The sequence below is a fragment of the Streptomyces sp. NPDC048211 genome (assembly GCF_043202315.1).
Classification (GTDB): domain Bacteria; phylum Actinomycetota; class Actinomycetes; order Streptomycetales; family Streptomycetaceae; genus Streptomyces.
Window position 1 is genome coordinate 18,489 of record NZ_JBIDAD010000010.1, and the last position, 22,302, is coordinate 40,790.

At 71.2% G+C, this 22,302-nt stretch carries 18 protein-coding genes and 1 tRNA gene; 16 read left to right on the forward strand and 3 right to left on the reverse strand.

Translation table 11 applies throughout. The features are described from left to right. Positions 1–409: 409 nt before the first annotated feature. Both ACGFZA_RS30640 and ACGFZA_RS30645 read left to right on the forward strand, forming a co-directional pair. Positions 410–1,843, forward strand: coding sequence for an NAD-dependent malic enzyme (locus ACGFZA_RS30640; RefSeq protein ID WP_385283127.1), 1,434 nt, complete (start codon positions 410–412; stop codon positions 1,841–1,843). Between the two features lie 342 nt (positions 1,844–2,185). After that, the gene (locus tag ACGFZA_RS30645) at positions 2,186–2,467 is read left to right on the forward strand and encodes an HU family DNA-binding protein (protein WP_003968811.1); all 282 of its coding nucleotides are present in this window, start codon (positions 2,186–2,188) and stop codon (positions 2,465–2,467) included. Between the two features lie 128 nt (positions 2,468–2,595). Here ACGFZA_RS30645 and murA read toward each other — a convergent pair whose 3' ends face one another. Then, the gene (gene murA, locus ACGFZA_RS30650; protein ID WP_030922987.1) at positions 2,596–3,936 is read right to left on the reverse strand and encodes a UDP-N-acetylglucosamine 1-carboxyvinyltransferase; all 1,341 of its coding nucleotides are present in this window, start codon (positions 3,934–3,936) and stop codon (positions 2,596–2,598) included. A 275-nt stretch (positions 3,937–4,211) separates the two neighbouring features. Between murA and ACGFZA_RS30655 the strand changes: the two genes are divergently transcribed. The 9 genes from ACGFZA_RS30655 to ACGFZA_RS30695 all read left to right on the forward strand — a co-directional run bounded on the left by ACGFZA_RS30655 (position 4,212) and on the right by ACGFZA_RS30695 (position 15,203). Next, complete coding sequence (locus ACGFZA_RS30655; protein WP_385283124.1) at positions 4,212–4,772, forward strand: YqgE/AlgH family protein; 561 nt, start codon at positions 4,212–4,214, stop codon at positions 4,770–4,772. A gap of 29 nt (positions 4,773–4,801) precedes the next feature. Continuing rightward, entirely contained in the window at positions 4,802–5,095 is a 294-nt protein-coding gene (locus ACGFZA_RS30660; protein ID WP_148018922.1) for a DUF3039 domain-containing protein, read from the forward strand. 228 nt (positions 5,096–5,323) lie between these two features. After that, positions 5,324–6,631 (forward strand): extracellular solute-binding protein, encoded by a 1,308-nt coding sequence (locus ACGFZA_RS30665; RefSeq protein ID WP_393683362.1) that lies wholly within the window; start codon positions 5,324–5,326, stop codon positions 6,629–6,631. A gap of 2 nt (positions 6,632–6,633) precedes the next feature. Then, positions 6,634–7,608: a carbohydrate ABC transporter permease gene (locus ACGFZA_RS30670; RefSeq protein ID WP_385283118.1), complete on the forward strand. Its 975-nt coding sequence runs from the start codon at positions 6,634–6,636 to the stop codon at positions 7,606–7,608. Next, positions 7,605–8,453 (forward strand): carbohydrate ABC transporter permease, encoded by an 849-nt coding sequence (locus ACGFZA_RS30675; protein ID WP_385283115.1) that lies wholly within the window; start codon positions 7,605–7,607, stop codon positions 8,451–8,453. The genes ACGFZA_RS30670 and ACGFZA_RS30675 overlap by 4 nt, the downstream gene beginning before the upstream one ends. A gap of 4 nt (positions 8,454–8,457) precedes the next feature. After that, positions 8,458–10,092, forward strand: coding sequence for a beta-N-acetylhexosaminidase (locus ACGFZA_RS30680; protein WP_393683365.1), 1,635 nt, complete (start codon positions 8,458–8,460; stop codon positions 10,090–10,092). A 322-nt stretch (positions 10,093–10,414) separates the two neighbouring features. After that, entirely contained in the window at positions 10,415–11,311 is an 897-nt protein-coding gene (locus ACGFZA_RS30685) for an FAD binding domain-containing protein (RefSeq protein ID WP_385283109.1), read from the forward strand. Continuing rightward, positions 11,308–12,864, forward strand: a complete 1,557-nt coding sequence (locus tag ACGFZA_RS30690) for a 2Fe-2S iron-sulfur cluster-binding protein (protein WP_393683368.1) — start codon at positions 11,308–11,310, stop codon at positions 12,862–12,864. The genes ACGFZA_RS30685 and ACGFZA_RS30690 overlap by 4 nt, the downstream gene beginning before the upstream one ends. Continuing rightward, positions 12,861–15,203 (forward strand): xanthine dehydrogenase family protein molybdopterin-binding subunit, encoded by a 2,343-nt coding sequence (locus tag ACGFZA_RS30695; RefSeq protein WP_385283103.1) that lies wholly within the window; start codon positions 12,861–12,863, stop codon positions 15,201–15,203. Before ACGFZA_RS30690 ends, ACGFZA_RS30695 begins: the two co-directional genes overlap by 4 nt. Positions 15,204–15,393: 190 nt before the next feature. Here the strand turns inward: ACGFZA_RS30695 and ACGFZA_RS30700 are convergent. Next, positions 15,394–15,465, reverse strand: a tRNA-Cys gene (locus tag ACGFZA_RS30700). Positions 15,466–15,661: 196 nt separating this feature from the next. Between ACGFZA_RS30700 and ACGFZA_RS30705 the strand changes: the two genes are divergently transcribed. The 4 genes from ACGFZA_RS30705 to ACGFZA_RS30720 all read left to right on the forward strand — a co-directional run bounded on the left by ACGFZA_RS30705 (position 15,662) and on the right by ACGFZA_RS30720 (position 19,700). Then, on the forward strand, positions 15,662–17,140 hold the full coding sequence (locus tag ACGFZA_RS30705) for an MFS transporter (protein ID WP_385283100.1): 1,479 nt from the start codon (positions 15,662–15,664) through the stop codon (positions 17,138–17,140). A gap of 40 nt (positions 17,141–17,180) precedes the next feature. Next, on the forward strand, positions 17,181–17,381 hold the full coding sequence (locus tag ACGFZA_RS30710; RefSeq protein WP_026290595.1) for a ribbon-helix-helix protein, CopG family: 201 nt from the start codon (positions 17,181–17,183) through the stop codon (positions 17,379–17,381). Then, positions 17,378–17,767: a type II toxin-antitoxin system death-on-curing family toxin gene (locus ACGFZA_RS30715; protein ID WP_385283096.1), complete on the forward strand. Its 390-nt coding sequence runs from the start codon at positions 17,378–17,380 to the stop codon at positions 17,765–17,767. Before ACGFZA_RS30710 ends, ACGFZA_RS30715 begins: the two co-directional genes overlap by 4 nt. 151 nt (positions 17,768–17,918) lie before the next feature. Next, complete coding sequence (locus ACGFZA_RS30720) at positions 17,919–19,700, forward strand: DEAD/DEAH box helicase (protein WP_393683372.1); 1,782 nt, start codon at positions 17,919–17,921, stop codon at positions 19,698–19,700. 76 nt (positions 19,701–19,776) lie between these two features. Here ACGFZA_RS30720 and ACGFZA_RS30725 read toward each other — a convergent pair whose 3' ends face one another. Continuing rightward, positions 19,777–20,328, reverse strand: a complete 552-nt coding sequence (locus ACGFZA_RS30725; protein ID WP_385283090.1) for a hypothetical protein — start codon at positions 20,326–20,328, stop codon at positions 19,777–19,779. A 291-nt stretch (positions 20,329–20,619) separates the two neighbouring features. Here ACGFZA_RS30725 and ACGFZA_RS30730 point away from each other — a divergent pair, with 291 nt between their 5' ends. Beyond that, the gene (locus tag ACGFZA_RS30730; RefSeq protein WP_393683375.1) at positions 20,620–22,239 is read left to right on the forward strand and encodes a WxL domain-containing protein; all 1,620 of its coding nucleotides are present in this window, start codon (positions 20,620–20,622) and stop codon (positions 22,237–22,239) included. The last annotated feature ends 63 nt before the right edge of the window (positions 22,240–22,302 follow it).

Consider the following 22,302-nt stretch of genomic DNA (forward strand, 5'->3'; position numbering starts at 1 on the left):
TGCGGGAGCCTTTTTTCGGTCAACCTGCGCTGGGGGAATCACTTCCCCGGGGTGTTTGTTAGCCTGGAGTCGGCACCGGCTCGATCCAAGCCCCCGGGCCCAACCTTCGTCGCTTCGAGCGACCACTTGCCGCGAGGCGAGCATGGCGGGCCGGTGCCGTTCAACTGAAGAAGACAGACTCGCGTCACCTTGCGGTGGCGCGGGTCTGTTTTCGTTTACGGGCCCGGATACAGGGCCCGACAGGGGTTCCATCGACCCCCTCATATCTCGTATGGTGGAAAAAACTTTCCGAAGTGTGGCAGTCATTACCGGCTACTCGTCGGTAGGTGCGAATATCGGAAGGCGTGTCCGGCGGCAACAGATCCGGCCACGCATAGCAATGAAGCTAAGGAAAGCGAAGGACTCGGCCATGGCAACGGCGCCCAGCGTCTCGTACTCGATGACGGTCAGGCTGGAGGTGCCCACGAGCGGCACAGCGGTCTCCCAGCTCACCACGGCCGTGGAGTCCTCCGGCGGTTCGGTCACCGGCCTCGACGTGACCGCTTCCGGCCACGACAAGCTGCGGATCGACGTCACGATCGCCGCTTCCTCCACGTCGCACGCCGACGAGATCGTCGAAGGTCTGCGCGACATCGAGGGCGTCATCCTCGGCAAGGTGTCCGACCGTACGTTCCTGATGCACCTCGGCGGCAAGATCGAGATGGCGTCGAAGCACCCCATCCGCAACCGTGACGACCTCTCGATGATCTACACCCCGGGTGTGGCCCGGGTGTGCATGGCGATCGCCGACAACCCCGAGGACGCCCGGCGCCTCACCATCAAGCGCAACTCCGTCGCAGTCGTGACGGACGGCTCCGCGGTGCTCGGCCTCGGCAACATCGGTCCGATGGCCGCCCTGCCCGTGATGGAGGGCAAGGCGGCCCTCTTCAAGCGCTTCGCCGGCATCGACGCCTGGCCGATCTGCCTGGACACGCAGGACAGTGACGCGATCGTCGAGATCGTCAAGGCGATCGCCCCCGGCTTCGCGGGCATCAACCTGGAGGACATCTCCGCGCCGCGCTGCTTCGAGATCGAGGCACGGCTGCGCGAGGCCCTCGACATCCCCGTCTTCCACGACGACCAGCACGGCACCGCCATCGTCGTCCTGGCCGCCCTGACCAACGCCCTGCGCGTGGTGGGCAAGGGAATCGGGGACGTACGGGTCGTCATGTCCGGTGCCGGAGCGGCCGGTACGGCCATCCTGAAGCTGCTCATCGCCGCGGGCGTCAAGCACGCGGTCGTCGCCGACATCCACGGTGTGGTGCACGCCGGCCGCGAGGACCTGGTCTCCGCCGACGCCGACTCGCCGCTGCGCTGGATCGCCGACAACACCAACCCCGAGTCCGTCACCGGCACCCTCAAGCAGGCCGTCGTGGGCGCCGACGTCTTCATCGGCGTCTCCGCCCCGAACGTCCTGGACGGCGAGGACGTCGCGGCCATGGCCGACGGTGCGATCGTGTTCGCGCTCGCGAACCCGGACCCCGAGGTCGACCCGGCGATCGCACGCCGGACGGCTGCGGTCGTGGCCACCGGCCGCTCGGACTTCCCGAACCAGATCAACAACGTCCTCGTCTTCCCCGGCGTCTTCCGCGGGCTGCTGGACGCCCAGTCCCGCACCGTCAACACGGAGATGATGCTCGCCGCCGCGCGCGCCCTCGCCGACGTGGTCGCCGAGGACGAGGTGAACGCGAACTACATCATCCCGTCCGTCTTCAACGACAAGGTCGCCGGAGCGGTCGCGGGAGCCGTCCGGGAAGCCGCGAAGGCGGCCGGTACGGCTGTGACGGGCCCCACGTCCGTCTGATATCCGGCGCGTCGCGGGTCGCGGCGCCCCAAACGCCCCTTTAGGGTGGGCGGGCGACGCGTCCCGCAGAGCCCCGCATCAGGTGCGGACCGCTTCTGGGGAGTCGACGGAACGTCACCATGACGAGGCAGTGGTGCTTTTCGTGTGACTCCGGAGGGTGCCGGATTGGCTTTCCCGCCGCAGGTGGGGGCAGGATGCTTTCCCAAGGACTTCGTCCGGGGGAGACCCCACGGGGCGCGAAGGTCTAAAAAACGGACCCGGGTCCGGGGACTGTCCGAGGGCCCTGGCAGCATCGGCTTCGATCTCACGCCTCACAGGCAAGAAGAACACGGGAGTAACAACATGAACCGCAGTGAGCTGGTGGCCGCCCTGGCCGACCGCGCCGAGGTGACTCGCAAGGACGCCGACGCCGTGCTGGCCGCGCTCGCCGAGACCGTCGGTGAGATCGTCGCCAAGGGCGACGAGAAGGTCACCATCCCCGGTTTCCTGACCTTCGAGCGCACCCACCGTGCCGCTCGCACCGCTCGTAACCCGCAGACCGGCGACCCGATCAACATCCCGGCCGGCTACAGCGTGAAGGTCTCCGCGGGCTCGAAGCTCAAGGAAGCCGCCAAGGGCAAGTAAGACCCTGGGCACGACGAAGGGCGGTCACCCCGACCAGGGTGGCCGCCCTTCGGCGTACGGGCCGCAGAACGCCGTTCTGGGCCCGGGGGGAGGCAGTCCCGGGGGCGCGGGGCCCCCGGGAGCCGGACTCAGACCAGCGAACCGCCCGGCAGCTCCACCTTGGCGCCGAGCTTCTCCAGCTTGTCCATGAAGTTCTCGTAGCCGCGGTTGATCAGGTCGATCCCGTGCACGCGGGACGTCCCCTGGGCCGCCAGCGCGGCGATCAGGTACGAGAAACCGCCGCGCAGGTCGGGGATGACCAGATCGGCGCCCTGCAGCTTCGTCGGCCCGGAGACGACCGCGGAGTGCAGGAAGTTGCGCTGGCCGAAGCGGCAGTCGCTGCCGCCCAGGCACTCGCGGTAGAGCTGGATGTGCGCGCCCATCTGGTTGAGCGCCGAGGTGAAGCCGAGCCGCGACTCGTACACCGTCTCGTGCACGATCGACAGGCCGGCGGCCTGCGTCAGCGCCACGACGAGCGGCTGCTGCCAGTCGGTCTGGAAGCCGGGGTGCACGTCCGTCTCCAGCGCGATGGCGTTGAGGGCGCCGCCCGGGTGCCAGAAGCGGATGCCCTCGTCGTCGATCTCGAAGGCTCCGCCGACCCGGCGGAAGGTGTTCAGGAACGTCATCATCGAGCGCTGCTGGGCGCCGCGCACGTAGATGTTGCCCTCGGTCGCCAGCGCCGCGGACGCCCAGGAGGCGGCCTCCAGGCGGTCCGGGATCGCCCGGTGCGTATAACCGTCGAGGCGGTCGACACCGGTGATCCGGATGGTCCGGTCGGTGTCCATGGAGATGATCGCGCCCATCTTCTGCAGTACGCAGATGAGGTCCTCGATCTCCGGCTCCACGGCCGCGTTGGACAGCTCGGTGACGCCCTCGGCGAGTACGGCGGTCAGCAGTACCTGCTCGGTGGAGCCGACCGACGGGTACGGCAGCCGGATCTTGGTGCCGCGCAGCCGCTGCGGGGCCTCCAGGTACTGGCCGTCGGCCCGCTTCTCGATCGTCGCGCCGAACTGGCGCAGCACGTCGAAGTGGAAGTCGATCGGCCGGCCGCCGATGTCGCAGCCGCCGAGGCCGGGGATGAACGCATGGCCCAGCCGGTGCAGCAGCGGGCCGCAGAAGAGGATCGGGATGCGCGACGAGCCCGCGTGGGCGTCGATGTCGGCGACGTTCGCGCTCTCGACATGGGTGGGGTCCAGGATGAGCTCGCCCGGTTCGTCACCCGGACGGACCGTCACGCCGTGCAGCTGGAGCAGTCCGCGCACCACCCGCACATCGCGGATGTCGGGTACGTTGCGCAGCCGGCTGGGCCCGCTGCCGAGCAGCGCGGCGACCATTGCCTTCGGCACCAGGTTCTTGGCGCCTCGGACGCGGATCTCGCCCTCCAGCGGGGTTCCGCCGTGGACAAGCAGGACATCGTCTGTGCCGGTCATGAATCTCGCGTTCCGGAGTGGTCGGGCAGGGGGCCAACCGAAAGGGTAATGGCCCGGCACCCCCCTTCCATAAGAGAGCGGGGGGTGTACGAACGTCATGAATCCGCCACAACACGCTGTGCTCCCCGGATCTTGCGGAGGGTTACCGTCCGGATGGGCGGCCCGGCCGTGCGCTCCTCGTGCACCCGTGCGCCCTGAGCTGCGCTCGGGCACCTCGGGCCCCCGGACCCGCCCTTGGCCCCCGCGAAGGCCGAAGATGCGGGATCATTTCTGCCATGACGGAGGTGTCCTCGCTCACAGGGCGACTGCTCGTGGCCACACCCGCCCTCGCCGACCCGAATTTCGACCGCGCGGTGGTCCTGCTCCTCGACCACGACGAGGAGGGCTCGCTCGGCGTGGTCCTGAACCGCCCGACCCCGGTCGGCGTCGGTGACATCCTCGCGTCCTGGGCGGACCTGACCGGTGAGCCGGACGTCGTGTTCCAGGGCGGCCCCGTGTCGCTGGACTCGGCGCTGGGTGTGGCGGTGATCCCCGGCGACGAGGGCCCCCTGGGCTGGCGCCGGGTGTACGGGGCGATCGGTCTGGTGGACCTGGAGACGCCCCCGGAGCTGCTGGCCGCGGCCCTCGGTTCGCTGCGGATCTTCGCCGGTTACGCGGGCTGGGGCCCCGGCCAGCTGGAGACGGAGCTGTCCGAGGGTGCCTGGTACGTCGTCGAATCCGAACCGGGCGACGTCTCCTCGCCCCGCCCGGAGAATCTCTGGCGGGCGGTCCTGCGCCGCCAGCGCAGCGAACTGGCCATGATCGCCACGTATCCGGACGACCCTTCGCTGAACTGATGCCCGGTCTTTCAGTACGCTTGGCGGTTATGAGCACTCTTGAGCCCGAGCGCGGGTCAGGCACCGGAACCCTCGTGGAGCCGACACCACAGGTGTCGAACGGCGACGGCGACCACGAGCGCTACGCCCATTACGTCCAGAAGGACAAGATCATGGCGAGCGCCCTGGAGGGCACCCCCGTGGTCGCACTGTGCGGCAAGGTCTGGGTACCGGGGCGCGACCCCAAGAAGTACCCCGTCTGCCCCATGTGCAAGGAGATCTACGAGTCCATGGGCGCCGGCGGCGACAAGGACAAGGGCAAGGGCGGCAAGGACAAGAAGTAGTCCGAGCGGCACCAGGAACAGCCCGGGAGAGCCCCCGGGGCACGCAGGCGCGTGCCCCGGGGGCTCTCCCGCGTGCGGGGCCGCCGGCGTTGCACGCTCTGCGTCCGTCGGTCACAGAGTGGTGGAGACCACTTGTCGGCGTGATGGTCCGGACCTACCCTCCTGCAAGTTGTGCAGAACGAAACGAGCGTTGCACATGATGCAACGCCTACCGGTAGGGGTTCCCGGATGAAGTTTTCTGCCCGAATTGCCGCCCCGGCCGCGGCCCTTGTGCTGGCCGGCCTGACCGCCACCGCCTGTGGCGCGCCGAAGACCTCCGACACCGGCGCCAAGGAGGACGCCAGGACCGGCACGCTGCGCGTCTGGCTCTTCCAGGAGGTCGGCAACAAGCCCAAGGAGAAGGTCGTCGACACCGCGGTCGACGGCTTCAGGAAGACCCACAAGGACACGAAGGTCGAGATCGAGTACATCCCGGTCGAGACCCGCGCCCAGCGCGTCAAAGCCGCGTTCAACGACCCCGAGAGCGCCCCCGACCTCATCGAGTACGGCAACACGGACACCGCCGGCTACGTCAAGGACGGCGGACTGGCTGACGTGAGCGCGGAGTTCGCCGCCTGGGACGAGGCCGAGGACACCGATCCGACGGCCGAGCAGTCGGTGACGGTCGACGGCAAGGTCTACGGCGCGCCGCTCTTCGTCGGCGTGCGGGCCCTGTACTACCGCACCGACGTCTTCGCGGAACTGGGGATCAAGGCCCCCAAGTCCCAGGCCGAACTGATCTCCACCGCACGGAAGATCCACAAGAAGAAGCCGGATCTGTACGGGCTCGCGGTCGGCGGCGCGTACACCTACGGCGCGATGCCGTTCATCTGGGCCAACGGCGGCGAACTGGCCGACGGGAGCGGGTCCGCGTACAAGGCGGCCATCAACAGTGACAAGGCGCGCAAGGGCATCGAGGCCTACACCTCGCTCTTCGGCGACACCAACTGCCCGGCCGCCAAGTGCGCCGCCATGGGCGGCAACGCGACCGTCACCGCCTTCGCCGCGGGCAAGGCCGCGATGGCCATCGGCGGCGACTTCAGCCACACGGCCGTCGAGGCCGGCACGGTCAAGGGCAAGTACGCCGTCGTCCCGCTGCCGGGGGTGGCCGAGGGCTCTGTCGCCCCGGCGTTCGCGGGCGGGAACAACATCGGCGTACTGAGGAGCAGCGCGCACCGCACGCTGGCCGTCGACCTGATGAAGGCGCTGACCGGCAAGGCGACCCAGGCCAGGATGTTCGACGCGATGGGCTTCCTGCCGACGTACACGGACGTACGGGCCGATGCCGCGAAGCGGGAGCCGTTCGTCGGGCCGTTCGTCGAAACGCTCGGCGCGGGAGCCAGGTTCGTGCCCGCCTCGCCGGCCTGGGGGCAGATCGACTCCTCGCTGATCCTGCCGACGATGTTCCAGGAGATCGTCAGCGGCCGTAAGGACGTGGCGAAGGCCGCGGACGACGCGGCGAAGAAGATGGACGCGGCGTTCGCCGACGCGGGCTGACGATGACGGCGAACAGCACGGCGTACAAAGCGCCCCCCGCCACCGGAACGGACGGCCCCCCTCCCCGCCCGCTCCGGCGCCGCCGCCCGGCCTCACCCGCCGGGCGGCCGGGCTGGACCCCCTGGCTCTACCTGCTGCCCGCACTCGTCCTGATCGGCGGGCTGCTGGTCTACCCGATCTACCAACTGGGCCTGATCTCCTTCCTGGAGTACACCCAGGCGCAGGTCAGCGGCGGTGAGCCGGCGACCTTCCAGGGGTTCGGCAACTACACGGCGCTCTTCCACGACAGCCAGTTCTGGCAGGTGCTCCTGGCGACCGTGGTCTTCGCCGCGGCCTGCGTACTGGCGACCCTGCTCACCGGCTGTGCGCTGGCCGTCCTGCTGACCCGGGTGCGGGCCGTCCCGCGGCTCGCGCTGATGATGGCCGCGCTCGGCGCCTGGGCGACCCCGGCGATCACCGGCTCGACCGTCTGGGTCTTCCTCTTCGACGCCGACTTCGGGCCGGTTAACCGGGTGCTGGGGCTCGGCGACCACTCCTGGACGTACGGGCGCTACAGCGCCTTCGCGCTGGTGCTCCTCGAAGTCCTGTGGTGCTCGTTCCCGTTCGTGATGGTGACCGTGTACGCGGGCATCAGGGCGATCCCCGCCGAGGTGCTGGAGGCGGCCGCGCTGGACGGGGCCTCGCAGTGGCGGATCTGGCGGTCGGTCATGGCGCCGATGCTGCGGCCGATCCTGGTCGTCGTCACCATCCAGTCGGTCATCTGGGACTTCAAGGTCTTCACCCAGATCTACGTCATGACGAACGGAGGAGGCATCGCCGGCCAGAACCTGGTGCTCAACGTGTACGCGTACCAGAAGGCGTTCGCGTCCTCGCAGTACAGCCTCGGCTCGGCGATCGGCGTCGTGATGCTGGTGATCCTGCTGGCCGTCACGCTGGTCTATCTGCGCCTGGTGCGGCGCCAGGGGGAGGAACTGTGAGCCTGCCGACCCTGCTGCGTGTCCGCCGGCCGGGCCGGCTCGCGGCCGAGGCCGCCGCCCTGGTCATCGCCGCCGTCGTCGCCTTCCCGCTGTACTGGATGGTGCTCTCCGCCATCAAGCCGGCGGGCGAGATCCAGTCCGCGCACCCGCGGCCCTGGACGCTGTCGCCGTCCCTGGACTCCTTCCGCCGCGTCTTCCAGCAACAGGACTTCGGGCGCTACTTCCTCAACAGCCTGCTCGTCGCCGGCACGGTCGTCGTGGTCTCCGCGCTGGTCGCCTTCCTGGCGGCGACGGCGGTCACCCGGTTCCGGTTCCGCTTCCGGACCACGCTGCTGATCATGTTCCTGGTCGCGCAGATGGTGCCGGTCGAGGCGCTGACCATCCCGCTGTTCTTCCTGATGCGGGACTTCGGCCAGTTGAACACGCTCGGCTCGCTGATCCTGCCGCACCTCGCCTTCTCGCTGCCGTTCGCGATCTGGATGCTGCGCGGCTTCGTCAAGGCCGTCCCGGAGGCCCTGGAGGAGGCCGCGTACATCGACGGGGCGAGCCGTACCCGGTTCCTGTGGCAGATCCTCTTCCCGCTGGTCTTCCCCGGGCTGGTCGCGACCAGTGTCTTCTCGTTCATCTCGACCTGGAACGACTTCCTGTTCGCGAAGTCCTTCCTCATCAGCGACACCTCCCAGTCGACGCTCCCGATGGCGCTGCTGGTCTTCTTCAAACCCGACGAAAACGACTGGGGAGGGATCATGGCAGCCTCGACGGTGATGACCGTCCCCGTGCTGGTCTTCTTCGTACTCGTACAGCGACGCCTGGTCTCGGGACTGGGCGGAGCGGTTAAGGACTGACGACATGGACATGGAACTGATCCCGGCGCCCGTGAGCGTCGGTGACCAAGGGCGGTGCGGATTCGTCCTGGACCCGTCCACCACCATCGAGGCGGCGCCCGGTACGGAGAGCACCGAACGGTGGCTGCGCACCACGCTCGGCGCCGCCTTCGGCCTGCCGCTCGCACCGGGCGGCGAGGGCGCGGCGCGCGCCGTCCGGCTCCGCGTCGACCCGTCTTTGGCGTCCGAGGGCTACCGGCTGACCACCCAGCCCGACGAGAGTGTCGTGATCACGGGCGGCAGCGCCGCCGGGGTCTTCTGGGGCGCCCAGACGCTGCGCCAGCTGCTCGGGCCCGAGGCGTTCCGCCGGGCACCCGTCGACGGCCGCACCCGGACCGCCCTGGCGTTCACGGACATCGAGGACCGCCCCCGCTTCGGCTGGCGCGGGCTGATGCTCGACGTGTCCCGGCACTTCCTGCCGAAGGACGACGTCCTGCGCTACCTCGACCTCCTCGCCGCCCACAAGCTGAACGTCTTCCACTTCCACCTCACCGACGACCAGGGCTGGCGCGTCGAGATCAAGCGCTACCCGCGCCTGACCGAGGTGGGAGCCTGGCGGTCACGCACCAAGTACGGCCACCGGGCGTCCGAGCTCTGGGACGAGACCCCGCACGGCGGCTACTACACGCAGGACGACATCCGCGAGATCGTGGCGTACGCCGCCGAGCGGCACATCAGGGTCGTCCCCGAGATCGACATCCCGGGCCACTCGCAGGCCGCCATCAGCGCCTACCCGGAGCTGGGCAACACCGACGTCGTCGACACCGCCGCGCTGACCGTCTGGGACACCTGGGGCGTCAACCCGAACGTGCTCGCCCCCTCGGACCACACCCTGCGCTTCTTCGAGGGCGTCTTCGAGGAGCTGCTGGAGCTCTTCCCCGCGGCCACCTCGCCGTTCATCCACGTCGGCGGCGACGAGTGCCCCAAGGACCAGTGGAAGCAGTCGCCGGCCGCCCAGGCCCGCATCAAGGAACTCGGCCTGGCCGGCGAGGACGAGCTGCAGTCCTGGTTCATCCGCCACTTCGACAACTGGCTCACCGCGCGCGGCCGCCGGCTCATCGGCTGGGACGAGATCCTGGAGGGCGGCCTGGCCGAGGGCGCGGCCGTCTCCTCGTGGCGCGGGTACGCGGGCGGCATCGCGGCCGCCGAGGCCGGGCACGACGTCGTGATGTGCCCGGAGCAGCAGGTGTACCTGGACCACCGTCAGCACGGCGGCCCCGACGAACCGATGCCCATCGGATACGTCCGCACCCTGGAGGACGTGTACCGCTTCGAGCCCGTACCGCCGGCGCTCTCCGAGGAAGCGGCCCGGCACGTCCTCGGCACCCAGGCCAACGTCTGGTCCGAGGTCATGCAGAACCGGTCCCGTGTCGACTACCAGGTCTTCCCCCGCCTCGCGGCCTTCGCCGAGGTCGCCTGGTCGGCCCTGCCCGCCCCCGCGGACCGGGACTTCGCGGACTTCGAGCGCCGCATGGCCACGCATTACGCGCGACTTGACGCGCTCGGCGTCGAATACCGGCCGCCGGGCGGCCCGTTGCCGTGGCAGCGGCGCCCCGGTGTCCTCGGCCGCCCGATCGAGGGAACACCCCCGAACGTGTGAGTTCCGGACGAGGTCCGGCTGCCGCCACCACGGTCCCAGGGGCCGTGGTGGCGGCGCCGTTTCGCGCGGAAGTCCGTCCGGGGGAGCCTTCGCCCACCGGAAGGGATATGTCGTACAAGCGCGTGGAAGAGCGGCAATTCGCGCGCAGCGCCGAAGAAGTGCGAAACGGGATCATTCCCCTGGTCAGGGACGGATACACCCTTCGCGGACCCTCGCGTCGGGCCGGTCCGAAGATGTGCCAGAGTTGCCACGTCCGGGCTTTGAGCACGTACCGTACGGCGAAACAGGCCGGACGCCGGGACACCGGGAAGGGGCAGCTGGGTTGACCACGCACGCACCGCAGGCGACGCAGTCCGTCACGCTGCCTGCCTCGCTGGACGAGGCCGTGGCGGCACTCGGCGCCATGCCCGCCGCCGTCCCCGTGGCAGGTGGCACGGACCTGATGGCGGCCGTCAACAAGGGCCTCCTGCGGCCCGCCGGGCTGGTCGGCCTCGGCCGGATCAGCGAGCTCCGCGGCTGGCACTACCAGGACGGCCACGCCCTGCTGGGCGCCGGTCTCACCCACGCACGCATGGGACGGCCCGACTTCGCCGCCCTCATCCCCGCGCTCGCCGCGTCCGCGCGCGCGGCCGGCCCGCCCCAGATCCGCAACGCCGGAACGCTCGGCGGCAACATCGCCACCGCCGCACCGACCGGCGACGCCCTGCCGGTGCTGGCCGCGCTGGAGGCCGAGCTCGTCATCGCGGGCCCCGGCGGCGCGCGCCGCGAGATTCCGGTCTCGCACCTGCTGGCCGGCCGCGAGATGCTGGAGCCGGCCGAGCTGATCGGCTTCGTCCGTGTCCCCCTGCTGCACGCCCCGCAGGTCTTCCTCAAGGCGACCGGACGCACCGGCCCGGGCCGGGCCACCGCCTCCGTCGCGATCGTGCTCGACCCCGCCCGGCGCGGCGTGCGCTGCGCGGTCGGCGCCATCGCGCCGATGCCGCTGCGGCCGCTGGAGGCCGAACGCTGGATCGGCTCACTGATCGACTGGGACGGCGAACGAGGCCTCGCCCCCGACGCGCTGGCCGCCTTCGGCGAGTACGTCGCCGCGGCCTGCATCCCGGACCAGGCACCACCGGCCGACGGAGGACAGGCGCCACCGCTGCCCGCCGCGGTACTGCACCTGCGGCGCACCGTCGCCGCGCTGGCCCGGCGCGCGCTGGGGAGGGCACTGTCGTGAGCAACGAGAACCACGCCGATCGGCCCGGGGGCTGGGAGCCGATCCCGCAGGGCGGCGAGTACGACGCCGAGGCGACCGCCTTCGTCCACCTGCCGCCGGAGGACCTGGCGAACATCCCGCTGGCCGCGCCCGGCCAGGGATACGTGCCGCCGATGATCCTTCCGCTGACCCCCGCCGCGGGCCTCGACCCGGCGGCCACCGGCAACTGGGCCGTCCCGGCGCAGGACCGGCACGACCCGCAGGAAGCCGGCACGGAGCCCGCGCCCGCCGCGGTGCACTGGCCGGACCCCAACCAGCAGCAGGCACCGTACGGATACCCCGAGCCCGGTCCGCAGGCGTCCCACGCGTACCCGGACCAGTACCCCGCGGACCGGGGTGCCACCGGCCAGTGGAACTTCGCCGAGTCCGGCGGCCCCGCCGAGACGGGCGGCCACACCGGACAGTGGACGATCCCGGTCGCCGACGGCGAGCTCCCGGAGGAGTCCGGCGAGTTCTCTGCCTCCGCACTGGCCGCCGGCCTGTACACGGACCGCACCCCGCCGGCCACGCTGCCGGGCGGTGCGCCCGCTCCGTGGGCGACGCAGGAACCGCAGCCCGGCGCCAGGGACACCCCGGTGCTGGGAACGGACCTGGGCCACCTGCCGGAGCCCGCGTCCGACGCACCGGCCGAGGCCCTCGCGGACGAGCCCGGCCCGGACCCGGCCGCACAGGCCGGCCCCGGCACGCCCGAGGACCCCGCGCACCCGACCCCGGAGGACGGGGCCGCGCAGGACGCCACCCCCGAGGACGCGCGGCAGCCCGGCACGGCGGCCCCGGACACCGCGGCCCCGGAGGCGGCAGCCCCCGACGAAGCGGTGCCCACGGACACCCCGGCCGATGCCGCGCCGGACGAAGCCCCGGCCGACGCGGTCGTGGACGAGGCGCCCGCCGCCCCGCTCGACCTGCCCAGCGAGCATCCCGCCGCCTCCTACGTGCTCCACGTGAACGGCGCCGACCGGCCCGTCACCGACGCCTGGATCGGCGAGTCGCTGCTCTACGTGCTGCGCGAGCGCCTCGGTCTCGCCGGTGCCAAGGACGGCTGCTCGCAGGGCGAATGCGGTGCCTGCAACGTCCAGGTGGACGGCCGGCTCGTCGCCTCCTGCCTGGTCCCCGCGGCCACGGCCGCGGGCAGCGAGGTCCGTACCGTCGAGGGCCTCGCCGTCGACGGCGAGCCGTCCGACGTCCAGCGGGCCCTGGCCGACTGCGGCGCCGTGCAGTGCGGCTTCTGCATCCCCGGTATGGCGATGACCGTCCACGACCTGCTGGAGGGCAACCACGCCCCCAGTGAGCTGGAGACCCGCCAGGCGCTGTGCGGCAACCTCTGCCGCTGCTCCGGCTACCGCGGTGTGCTCGACGCCGTGAACGAGGTCATCGCGGGCCGCGAGGCCGCCGCCGAGGCGGCGTCCGCGCCCGCGCAGGAATCCGCGGAGCCGGACGAGGCCCGCATCCCGCACCAGGCGGCGCCCGGCGCGGGTAGTGTGCAGGCCCATCTGCAGGACGGAGGCATGGCGTGAGCGACGCAGCCACCGCGGCGGGCGCGACCCACACGGCGATCAGCATCCCGTCGCTGGACGGCCCGAGCGGCCCCGACACCGAGCAGCCGCTGCTCGGCCTCGGCGCCTCCCTGCCGCCCGCCGACGCCCGCGCGAAGACCGAGGGCACCTTCCCGTACGCCGCCGACCTGTGGGCCGAGGGACTGCTCTGGGCGGCCGTGCTCCGCTCCCCGCACCCGCATGCCCGCATCCTGTCGATCGACACCTCGGCCGCCGCCGGGATGCCGGGCGTCCGCGCGGTCGTCACCCACGAGGACGTCCCCGGCGAGAGCGACTACGGGCGTCGCGTCGTCGACCGCCCCGTCTTCGCCTCCGACCTCGTCCGCCACCACGGCGAGCCGATCGCCGCGGTCGCCGCGGACCACCCGGACACCGCCCGGCTGGCCGCCGCCGCGATCGCCGTCGAGTACGAGGTGCTGGAACCGGTCACCGACCCGGAGAAGGCGTTCGCCGCCGAACCGCTGCACCCCGACGGCAACCTGATCCGCCACATCCCGCTGCGCTACGGCGACCCCGAGATCGTCGGCGAGGTCGTCGTCGAGGGCCTGTACCGCATCGGCCGCCAGGACCCGGCGCCCATCGGGGCCGAGGCCGGACTCGCCGTGCCCCGTCCCGACGGCGGCGTGGAGATCTACACCGCCTCCACCGACCCGCACACCGACCGCGACCTGGCCGCCGCCTGCTTCGGCCTCGAACCGGACCGGGTGAAGGTCGTCGTCACCGGAGTGCCCGGCGCCACCGGCGACCGCGAGGACCCCGGCTTCCAGCTCCCGCTCGGCCTGCTCGCGCTGCGCACCGGCTGCCCGGTCAAACTGGCCGCCACCCGCGAGGAGTCCTTCCTCGGCCACGCCCACCGCCACCCCACGCTGCTCCGCTACCGCCACCACGCGGACTCCGAGGGCCGCCTGGTGAAGGTCGAGGCCCAGATCCTCCTGGACTCGGGCGCCTACGCGGACGCCTCGTCGGAGTCGCTGGCCGCCGCGGTCGCCTTCGCCTGCGGTCCGTACGTCGTGCCGCACGCCTTCATCGAGGGCTGGGCCGTCCGTACGAACAACCCGCCGTCCGGCCATGTGCGGGGCGAGGGCGCGATGCAGGTCTGTGCCGCGTACGAGGGCCAGATGGACAAGCTGGCGGCCAAGCTCGGCATCGAACCCGCCGAACTGCGCATGCGCAACGTCCTGTCCACCGGCGACATCCTGCCCACCGGACAGACCGTGACCTGCCCCGCACCGGTCGCGGAGCTCCTGCGTGCCGTACGGGACTTCCCGCTCCCCTCGCTGCCCAAGGACGCCCCGGAGGACGACTGGCTGCTGCCCGGCGGCCCCGAGGGCGCGGGTGAGCCCGGCGCCGTGCGGCGCGGGGTCGGATACGCGCTCGGCATGGTCCACATGCTCGGCGCCGAGGGCACCGACGAGGTCTCCACGGCCACGGTCCGGGTCCACGACGGAGTCGCCACCGTCATCTGCGCCGCGGTCGAGACGGGGCAGGGCTTCTCCACGCTGGCCCGCCAGGTCGTGCAGGAGACCCTGGGCATCGAAGAGGTGCACGTCGCGGCCGTCGACACCGACCAGCCCCCGGCCGGCCCGGCGACCCACGGCCGCCACACCTGGGTCTCCGCCGGAGCGGTCGAGCGCGCGGCGAGGATGGTCCGCACCCAGCTCCTCCAGCCGCTGGCCCACAAGTTCGGCATGTCCACCGAGCTGCTCCAGATCGCCGACGGCAAGATCACCAGCTACGACGGGGTGCTCTCCACGACCGTCGCGGAGGCGATGGACGGCAAGGAGCTCTGGGCCACCGCCCAGTGCCGCCCCCACCCCACCGAGCCGCTGGACGAGTCCGGTCAGGGCGACGCCTTCGTCGGCCTCGCGTTCTGTGCGATCCGCGCGGTGGTGGACGTCGACATCGAACTCGGCTCGATCCGTGTCGTGGAGATGGCGATCGCGCAGGACGTCGGCCGGGTCCTGAACCCGTCCCAGCTGGCCACCCGGATCGAGGCGGGCATCACGCAGGGCATCGGGGCCGCCCTGACGGAGAACCTCCGCAGCGCCCGCGGTCTCGTCCGCCACCCCGACCTGACGGGGTACGCCCTGCCGACGGCGCTGGACGCACCGGACATCCGCATCGTCAAGCTCGTCGAGGAACGCGACGTGGTGGCCCCCTTCGGCGCCAAGCCCGCCTCGGCGGTCCCGGTCGTGACCTCGCCGGCCGCCGTGGCCGCGGCGGTCCGCTCGGCCACCGGGCGCCCGGTCAACCGTCTTCCGATCAGGCCCCAGGCCGCCGTCGCGGCCCCCAAGTCCTGAGGCCCGTACAGCCGTCGTTCGCCGGGTCGCTCCCGCGACCCGGAGGACGACGGCTCCTCGCCGCTGGACGGAGTGAACCCCGGAGCTTCGAGGGGGAGGCGGCGCGCTTCGCCTCCTGACCGCGAGCCCGTCCGGACATGCCACCGCCCGCCCCTCTGCGCTTCTGTGCGAGGGGCGGGCGGTGGTGCGGAGACCGTGACCGGATTCGAACCGGTGTAACTCGAGTTGCAGTCGAGCCCCTGAGCCTCTCGGGCACACGGTCGTGCGTTGTTCTGTGCTCGACCGTAGGCCCGGGGCGGCCGGCCGTTCAAGGGTGCGGGCCGCCGTGCCACGCGACTGTCATACGGCGTTCACGTTTCCGGGGTGCCCCACAGGCGGCGGTCCTACGACCAAGGGACGAGAACGGGGGCGACCCGCGACAGGGTTCATGACGGATTGTGCCCCTTACTCTTGGGCTTATGACCGCCCTGGAACCGCGCGACGCCGATGTCTCGCCCCGCACCGAAGACACCGTCGAAGCCCTCGGGACAGCGGTGGCGGCACCGCCCGAAGGAGTCCTCGGCCGGACCTACCGGGCGCTCAGCGTCGGCATCGTCTCCGTCGTGTTCCTGATCGCCTTCGAAGCGACCGCGGTGGGCACCGCGATGCCGGTCGCGGCCCGTGAACTGCACGGCATCCCGCTGTACGCGTTCGCGTTCTCGGCGTACTTCACCACCAGCCTCTTCGCCATGGTGCTCTCCGGCCAGTGGGCCGACAGGCGCGGGCCGCTCGCACCGCTCGCCACCGGGATCAGCGCCTTCGGGGCGGGGCTGCTGCTGTCCGGGACCGCGGGCACCATGTGGATGTTCATCGCGGGCCGGGCGGTGCAGGGGCTCGGCGGCGGGCTGGTGATCGTCGCGCTGTACGTGGTGATCAGCCGGGCCTACCCGGAACACCTGCGGCCGTCGATCCTGGCCGCGTTCGCCGCGAGCTGGGTGATCCCGTCCGTCGTGGGGCCCCTGGCGTCCGGGAGCGTGACCGAGCACCTGGGCTGGCGCTGGGTCTTCGTCGGCATCCCCGTGCTGGTGGTCTTCCCGCTGGCGCTCGCGCTGCCCGCGATCCGGCGGACGGCGTCCGGTCCCGCCGACCCGTCGGCGCCCGCCGTGCCGTACGACCGCCGGCGCATCGCGCTCGCGCTGGGCATCTCGCTGGGCGCCGGTCTGCTCCAGTACGCCGGGCAGGAACGGAACTGGTTCTCCCTGCTGCCGGCCGCAGCCGGTGTGGCGCTGCTGGTCCCCGCCGTCCGGGGACTGCTGCCGCCAGGCACCGGACGGGCCGCGCGCGGGCTGCCCGCCGTGGTGCTGCTGCGCGGGGTGGCGGCCGGATCGTTCATCGCCGCCGAGTCGTTCGTCCCGCTGATGCTGGTCACCCAGCGCGGGATGTCCCCGACGCTGGCCGGACTCTCGCTCGCCGCGGGCGGCGGGACGTGGGCGCTGGGCTCGTACGTACAGTCCCGGCCCCGCGCGGAAGCGCACCGCGAGCGGCTGATGGTGGGCGCCATGGTGCTGGTCGCCGCCGCGATAGCGGCCGCGCCCGCCGTACTGATCGACGGGGTGCCGGTCTGGACGGTCGCCGTGGCCTGGGCCGTCGGCTGCTTCGGCATGGGCGTGGTGATCGCCTCGACCAGCGTGCTGCTGCTGAAGCTGTCCGCGCCGGAGGAGGCGGGGGCGAACTCCGCGGCCCTCCAGATCTCGGACGGGCTCTCGAACGTCCTGCTGCTGGCGGCGGGCGGCGCGGCGTTCGCGGCGCTCGGCGGGGGAGCGGTGGGGGCGGTCCACGAGGCGGTGGAGGCGGGCGCGTCCGGCTCGCACCCGGGGGCGTTCGCGGTGGTGTTCCTGCCGATGGCGGGGGTGGCGCTGGTGGGGGCGTGGGTGGCTACGCGGGTGCGGACACACTGACTGGTACCAATCTGGCCCCATGTGGTGGTACCGTTTTGGTATGGCCATGAACCTGCGTCTTCGTGACGACCAGACCGAAGCCCTCAAGCAGCGTGCCGAGCAGGAGGGCACGAGCATGCACGCCATACTGCTCCAGGCCGTGGACGACTACCTGGCCCGGACCGCTCAGCAGGCCATCGTCCGTAAGACGGCGAAGGAGCAGGCGGCCAAGTGGAGTGAGCTCATGGAGCGGCTCAAGTGAGCTGTGTCTACCTGACCTCCGAGGACATCCTCGTCATCGCCGAGCACGCGTGTCCGGACATGCAGATCGTCGTCCGCGACGCCGGACTCCTGGAGTCGGCCGCCCATCGGCCGTCCGCGGCCATGTTCGGTGAAGAGGCGTATCCGGACGTCGTCGGGAAGGCGGCCGCACTCCTTCAGTCCCTGGCGATCAACCATCCGCTCTTCGACGGGAATAAGCGCACCGCCTGGCTGTCGTCCGTGACCTTCCTGGCCATGAACGGAGTCGATCTCCGCCCCGACATCGACGCGGCGGAACGCCTGGTCATCGCGGTCGCCACGGGCGAAATGGACGAAGTCGAGGCGATCTCCCAAGGGCTGCGCGACCTGGTCGTGGACGGGGTGTGAGAGCCGTCGCAATTACGTGCGGGGCGGCGCAGTCCGCGGCGGATCGCACCCCGCCCCCCGGTAAGGTGGCCCGGTTGTCGTATCGCGCACGGGCCCGTCCCGGTCCGTGCGGACAGCACCACACGTACCCGAGAGACCCGAACCGGAGACCGTGACTACTACCGCCTCCCACCACCTCTCACCCGCCTTTCCCGGCCGCGCCCCCTGGGGTACGGCCGGAAAGCTGCGAGCCTGGCAGCAGGGCGCCCTCGAGAGGTACGTCCAGGAGCAGCCGCGCGACTTCCTCGCGGTCGCTACCCCCGGCGCCGGGAAGACCACCTTCGCGCTGACCCTCGCCTCATGGCTGCTCCACCACCACGTCGTGCAGCAGATCACCGTCGTCGCGCCCACCGAACACCTGAAGAAGCAGTGGGCGGAGGCGGCCGCCCGGATAGGGATCAAGCTCGACCCCGAGTACAGCGCCGGCCCCGTGAGCAAGGAGTACCACGGGGTCGCGGTCACGTACGCGGGCGTCGGCGTCCGTCCGATGCTGCACCGCAACCGCTGCGAGCAGCGCAAGACCCTGGTGATCCTCGACGAGATCCACCACGCCGGTGACTCGAAGTCCTGGGGCGAGGCCTGCCAGGAGGCGTTCGACCCGGCGACCCGCCGGCTCGCCCTCACCGGCACGCCGTTCCGCTCCGACACCAACCCGATCCCCTTCGTCGCGTACGAGGAGGGCAACGACGGGATCCGGCGTTCCTCGGCCGACTACACCTACGGCTACGGCAACGCGCTCGCCGACGGCGTCGTCCGGCCCGTGATCTTCCTCAGCTACAGCGGCAACATGCGCTGGCGCACCAAGGCCGGTGACGAGATCGCCGCCCGGCTCGGCGAGCCGATGACCAAGGACGCCATCGGGCAGGCCTGGCGCACCGCGCTCTCACCCACCGGCGACTGGATCCCCAACGTCCTCAGCGCCGCCGACAAGCGGCTCACCGAGGTCCGCAAGGGCATCCCGGACGCGGGTGGGCTCGTCATCGCGACCGACCAGGAGTCGGCGCGCGAGTACGCCAAGATCCTCAAGAAGGTCACCGGCGAGAAGGTGACCGTCGTCCTCTCCGACGAGAAGGCCGCGTCGAAGAAGATCGACCAGTTCACCGAGGACGAATCGCGCTGGATGGTCGCCGTCAGGATGGTGTCGGAGGGCGTCGACGTGCCGCGTCTGGCCGTCGGCGTGTACGCCACCACCATCTCGACGCCCCTCTTCTTCGCCCAGGCCGTCGGCCGCTTCGTGCGCTCCCGCAGGCGCGGCGAGACCGCCTCCGTCTTCGTCCCCACCATCCCGATGCTCCTCGACTTCGCCAACGAGATGGAGGTCGAACGGGACCACGTCCTCGACAAGCCCAAGAAGGGCAGCGACGAGGAGAACCCGTTCTCCGAGGAGGACAAGCTCCTCGCCGACGCCGAGAAGCTGGAGGACGAGGAGACCGAGGAGCAGCTGCCCTTCGAGGCGCTGGAGTCCGACGCGGTCTTCGACCGGGTGCTGTACGACGGTGCCGAGTTCGGCATGCAGGCACACCCGGGCAGCGAGGAGGAGCAGGACTACCTCGGCATCCCCGGCCTGCTCGAACCCGACCAGGTGCAGCTGCTGCTCCATAAGCGGCAGACCCGGCAGATCGCCCACAGCCGGCAGAAGCCCGCCTCGGAGGCGGACCTGCTGGAGAAGCCGGCCCAGGACCGGCCCGTGGTCACGCACAAGCAGCTGCTGGGGCTGCGCAAGCAGCTGAACACGATGGTGTCGGCCTATACGCACCAGAGCGGCAAGCCGCACGGCGTCATCCACACCGAACTGCGCCGGGTGTGCGGCGGACCGCCGAGCGCGGAGGCCACCGCCGGGCAGATCGAGCAGCGGATCAAGAAGGTCCAGGAGTGGGCCACCCGGATGACGTGATCCGGCCGGGCCACGACGCACCGGCCCGGGGCGGGGACCGCGGTCCCCGCCCCGGGCCGGCGTCATGCGCGGGCCGTTACCAGACGAACGCCGCGGACTGGACGGACGTCGCCACGCAGTACACGGTGGCGGACGTCGGGGACGAGGTCACGATCTGCAGCGACCAGTTGGTGGCGGTCGCGGGAGCCGACAGCACCACGGAATTGGTGCTGTTGCCGGTGGCCAGGGTGCCGGAGCTGAGCTTCAGCGGCCCCAGGGTGATCGGATTGGGGTAGCTCATGCCCGGGTTGGCCTTGGCGGAGAACTGGACCTGACTGGTGACTCCGCCCGCGGTCTTGGAGACCTTGAGCGTCGTCGTGATGCTGTTCGGGTCGGCACTGGACCCGGACGGCATGGTGATCGCCGAGGACGTGAGCTTGATGGACTTGGTCGTGCCGTTGTCGGCGGCGGTCAGGGTGGCGCTGCCGTTGCCCCAGGAGCCGCAGTCGAAGGTGGCCGTCGCGGTGAGCGGGGCCACCGCGGACGCGGTCGGGGACGACAGGGCGAGCAGGGCGCCGGTCGAACACGCCGCCGCCAGGATCAGCGGGAGGCGTCTTCGGTCCGACGCGTGGTTCGAAGAGATCGACATGACGGGTGGAACTCCTTCCGGTTGAATTCCGCAGATCCGCCGTCTCGCTGCACTCGGTGCATTCGCTGTAGGTGCGGATCTGCGTGCCGGGCCCGGCATGTCGGGTGCAGTGAAACGGTGATCTTCGAAGAAGTCAACAGGTATGCGAAAAACGTCATCCGGAATCCCTTTGGGGCATTTCCGAAAAGGATCAATTGGCTCTCTCTTGACTTCTCTGCACGCGACCTCCTCAATGTGCGCAATCAATGGTCCATGAAAGGGTGTCAGGTGATCCGACGACGAAGACCCGGTGTGACCGGTCTGCTCGCGGCCTGCTTCGTGCTGTCACTGGGCTGCGTCGGGGCGACGGCCGCACCGTCCCCGCCCGCCGATCCGGTCGCCGTGGCCGGGACGGTGACCCCGACCGTGCACTGCGTCCTGCCCGCGGGGCAGGGCGAGGCGACCGGGCCGCAGGAGATGACCGTCGACCTGTCGCCGGCCGTCGTCGAACCCGGTGGCAAGGTGCACGCGACGGTGACGCTGGGCCCGTCCCCGGCCACCAGCGCCGTCGCCCTGGAGGACGTGCCGACCATCCCCAGCCTCGACCTCGCGATGTCCGGCGGGGCCACCGGCACCGTCACCGTGCGCGGCGCAGAGTTCACGATGGACGTCCCGGTCGGGGCGCCCATCGAGATCCCGGCGTACGAGGGCGACTTCCTGGTCCCGGCGGACGCCTCGGGCGAGATCTCGTTCGCTCCGGTCCGGACGCTGACGCAGACCAAGGTGTTCGGATCGGTCTTCGAGACCCCCTGCGACATCGTCGACGGCGGCGGCTCCCTCGGGACCGTCACCGCCGAGGGCTCGGCCTCCGAGCCCGCCACGCTCACCGCTCCCGCCGACCCCGCGCGCCCCAACACCGCGGTGAAGCTGGGCGGTTCGGGATGGACGCCGGATGCCGCGCCCGTCCCGTCGCTGTGCGCGGAGGGCGGTGGCGGCTGCGATCCGCTGAAGTTCACCTCGCACACCCTGCGCATCGACTCCTACGGCACCCTCACCGGCACCGCGACCCTCGGTGAGGCCGGAGCGGTGCCCGACGGCCGCTACCTGGTGAAGGTCAACGACGGCACCAAGGAGGCCACCGCACCCCTCACCGTCGAAGCCGTCGCGGCCGGCAACCGGGAGATGACACTGTCGTCCGACAGCGGTCCCGTCGGCAGCGTGATCACCGTCAGCGGCCGGAACTACAACCCGGACCGCTGGATCAACGTCATCGGCCTCGATGCCTCGGGCACCACGCTCGACGACAGCGCGGTCTACGTGAAGAGCGGCGCGGACGGCACCTTCGCCGTCGAGTTCACCGTCATCTCCGACGCCGTCACCGCCGTCCAGGCCGACGAGGGCAACGACCCGGCGACCGTACGCACCGCCCCGTTCACCGTCACCACCGGTGGCGGCGGGGGCGGCGGCACGGCCGAGCAGCAGGTGAGCACCCAGGTCAGGGCCGGAACGCTGTCCATGACCCAGGACGGCGACACCGTCGACTTCGGTACGACGGTCCTGGGCGAGGGCAGCGGCGTGCAGCGGGCCCACCTCAACCGGGTGGAGGTGCAGGACGCCCGCGGCACCAACAGCGGCTGGTCCCTGACCGCCACCCTCACCGGCTTCACGAGCGCCGACGGGAGCACCATCCCGGCCGGTGCGGTGCGATGGGCACCGGCCTGCACGGCACAGGACGGCAGCGTGGGGGCGCCGGTCGCCGGCTCGCCCACCGTGCTCGGGAGCGAGGCGGCGAGCCTCTGCCGGATGAATCCGGACGGATCACGTCCGTTCACCGGCGGGAAGTTCGACGCCGAGGCAGGTCTCGCCCTCACGGTTCCCGAATTCACCCGGCCCGGAGATTACAGCGCCACCCTGACCCTGACCCTGCTGTAAAAGCCGCAGGGAAAGCATCGAGGACGCCCGTCTGTTCCGTACGGCAATGGAGCAGGCGGGCGT

Excerpts from the sequence above, each read along its gene's own strand:
- ACGFZA_RS30705 (WP_385283100.1), top strand. The coding sequence starts at position 15,662 with ATGACCGCCCTGGAACCGCGCGACGCCGATGTCTCGCCCCGCACCGAA.
- ACGFZA_RS30680 (WP_393683365.1), top strand. The coding sequence starts at position 8,458 with ATGGACATGGAACTGATCCCGGCGCCCGTGAGCGTCGGTGACCAAGGG.
- ACGFZA_RS30660 (WP_148018922.1), top strand. The coding sequence starts at position 4,802 with ATGAGCACTCTTGAGCCCGAGCGCGGGTCAGGCACCGGAACCCTCGTG.
- ACGFZA_RS30725 (WP_385283090.1), bottom strand. The coding sequence starts at position 20,328 with ATGTCGATCTCTTCGAACCACGCGTCGGACCGAAGACGCCTCCCGCTG.
- ACGFZA_RS30670 (WP_385283118.1), top strand. The coding sequence starts at position 6,634 with ATGACGGCGAACAGCACGGCGTACAAAGCGCCCCCCGCCACCGGAACG.
- ACGFZA_RS30710 (WP_026290595.1), top strand. The coding sequence starts at position 17,181 with ATGGCCATGAACCTGCGTCTTCGTGACGACCAGACCGAAGCCCTCAAG.
- ACGFZA_RS30665 (WP_393683362.1), top strand. The coding sequence starts at position 5,324 with ATGAAGTTTTCTGCCCGAATTGCCGCCCCGGCCGCGGCCCTTGTGCTG.
- ACGFZA_RS30645 (WP_003968811.1), top strand. The coding sequence starts at position 2,186 with ATGAACCGCAGTGAGCTGGTGGCCGCCCTGGCCGACCGCGCCGAGGTG.
- ACGFZA_RS30640 (WP_385283127.1), top strand. The coding sequence starts at position 410 with ATGGCAACGGCGCCCAGCGTCTCGTACTCGATGACGGTCAGGCTGGAG.
- ACGFZA_RS30655 (WP_385283124.1), top strand. The coding sequence starts at position 4,212 with ATGACGGAGGTGTCCTCGCTCACAGGGCGACTGCTCGTGGCCACACCC.
- murA (WP_030922987.1), bottom strand. The coding sequence starts at position 3,936 with ATGACCGGCACAGACGATGTCCTGCTTGTCCACGGCGGAACCCCGCTG.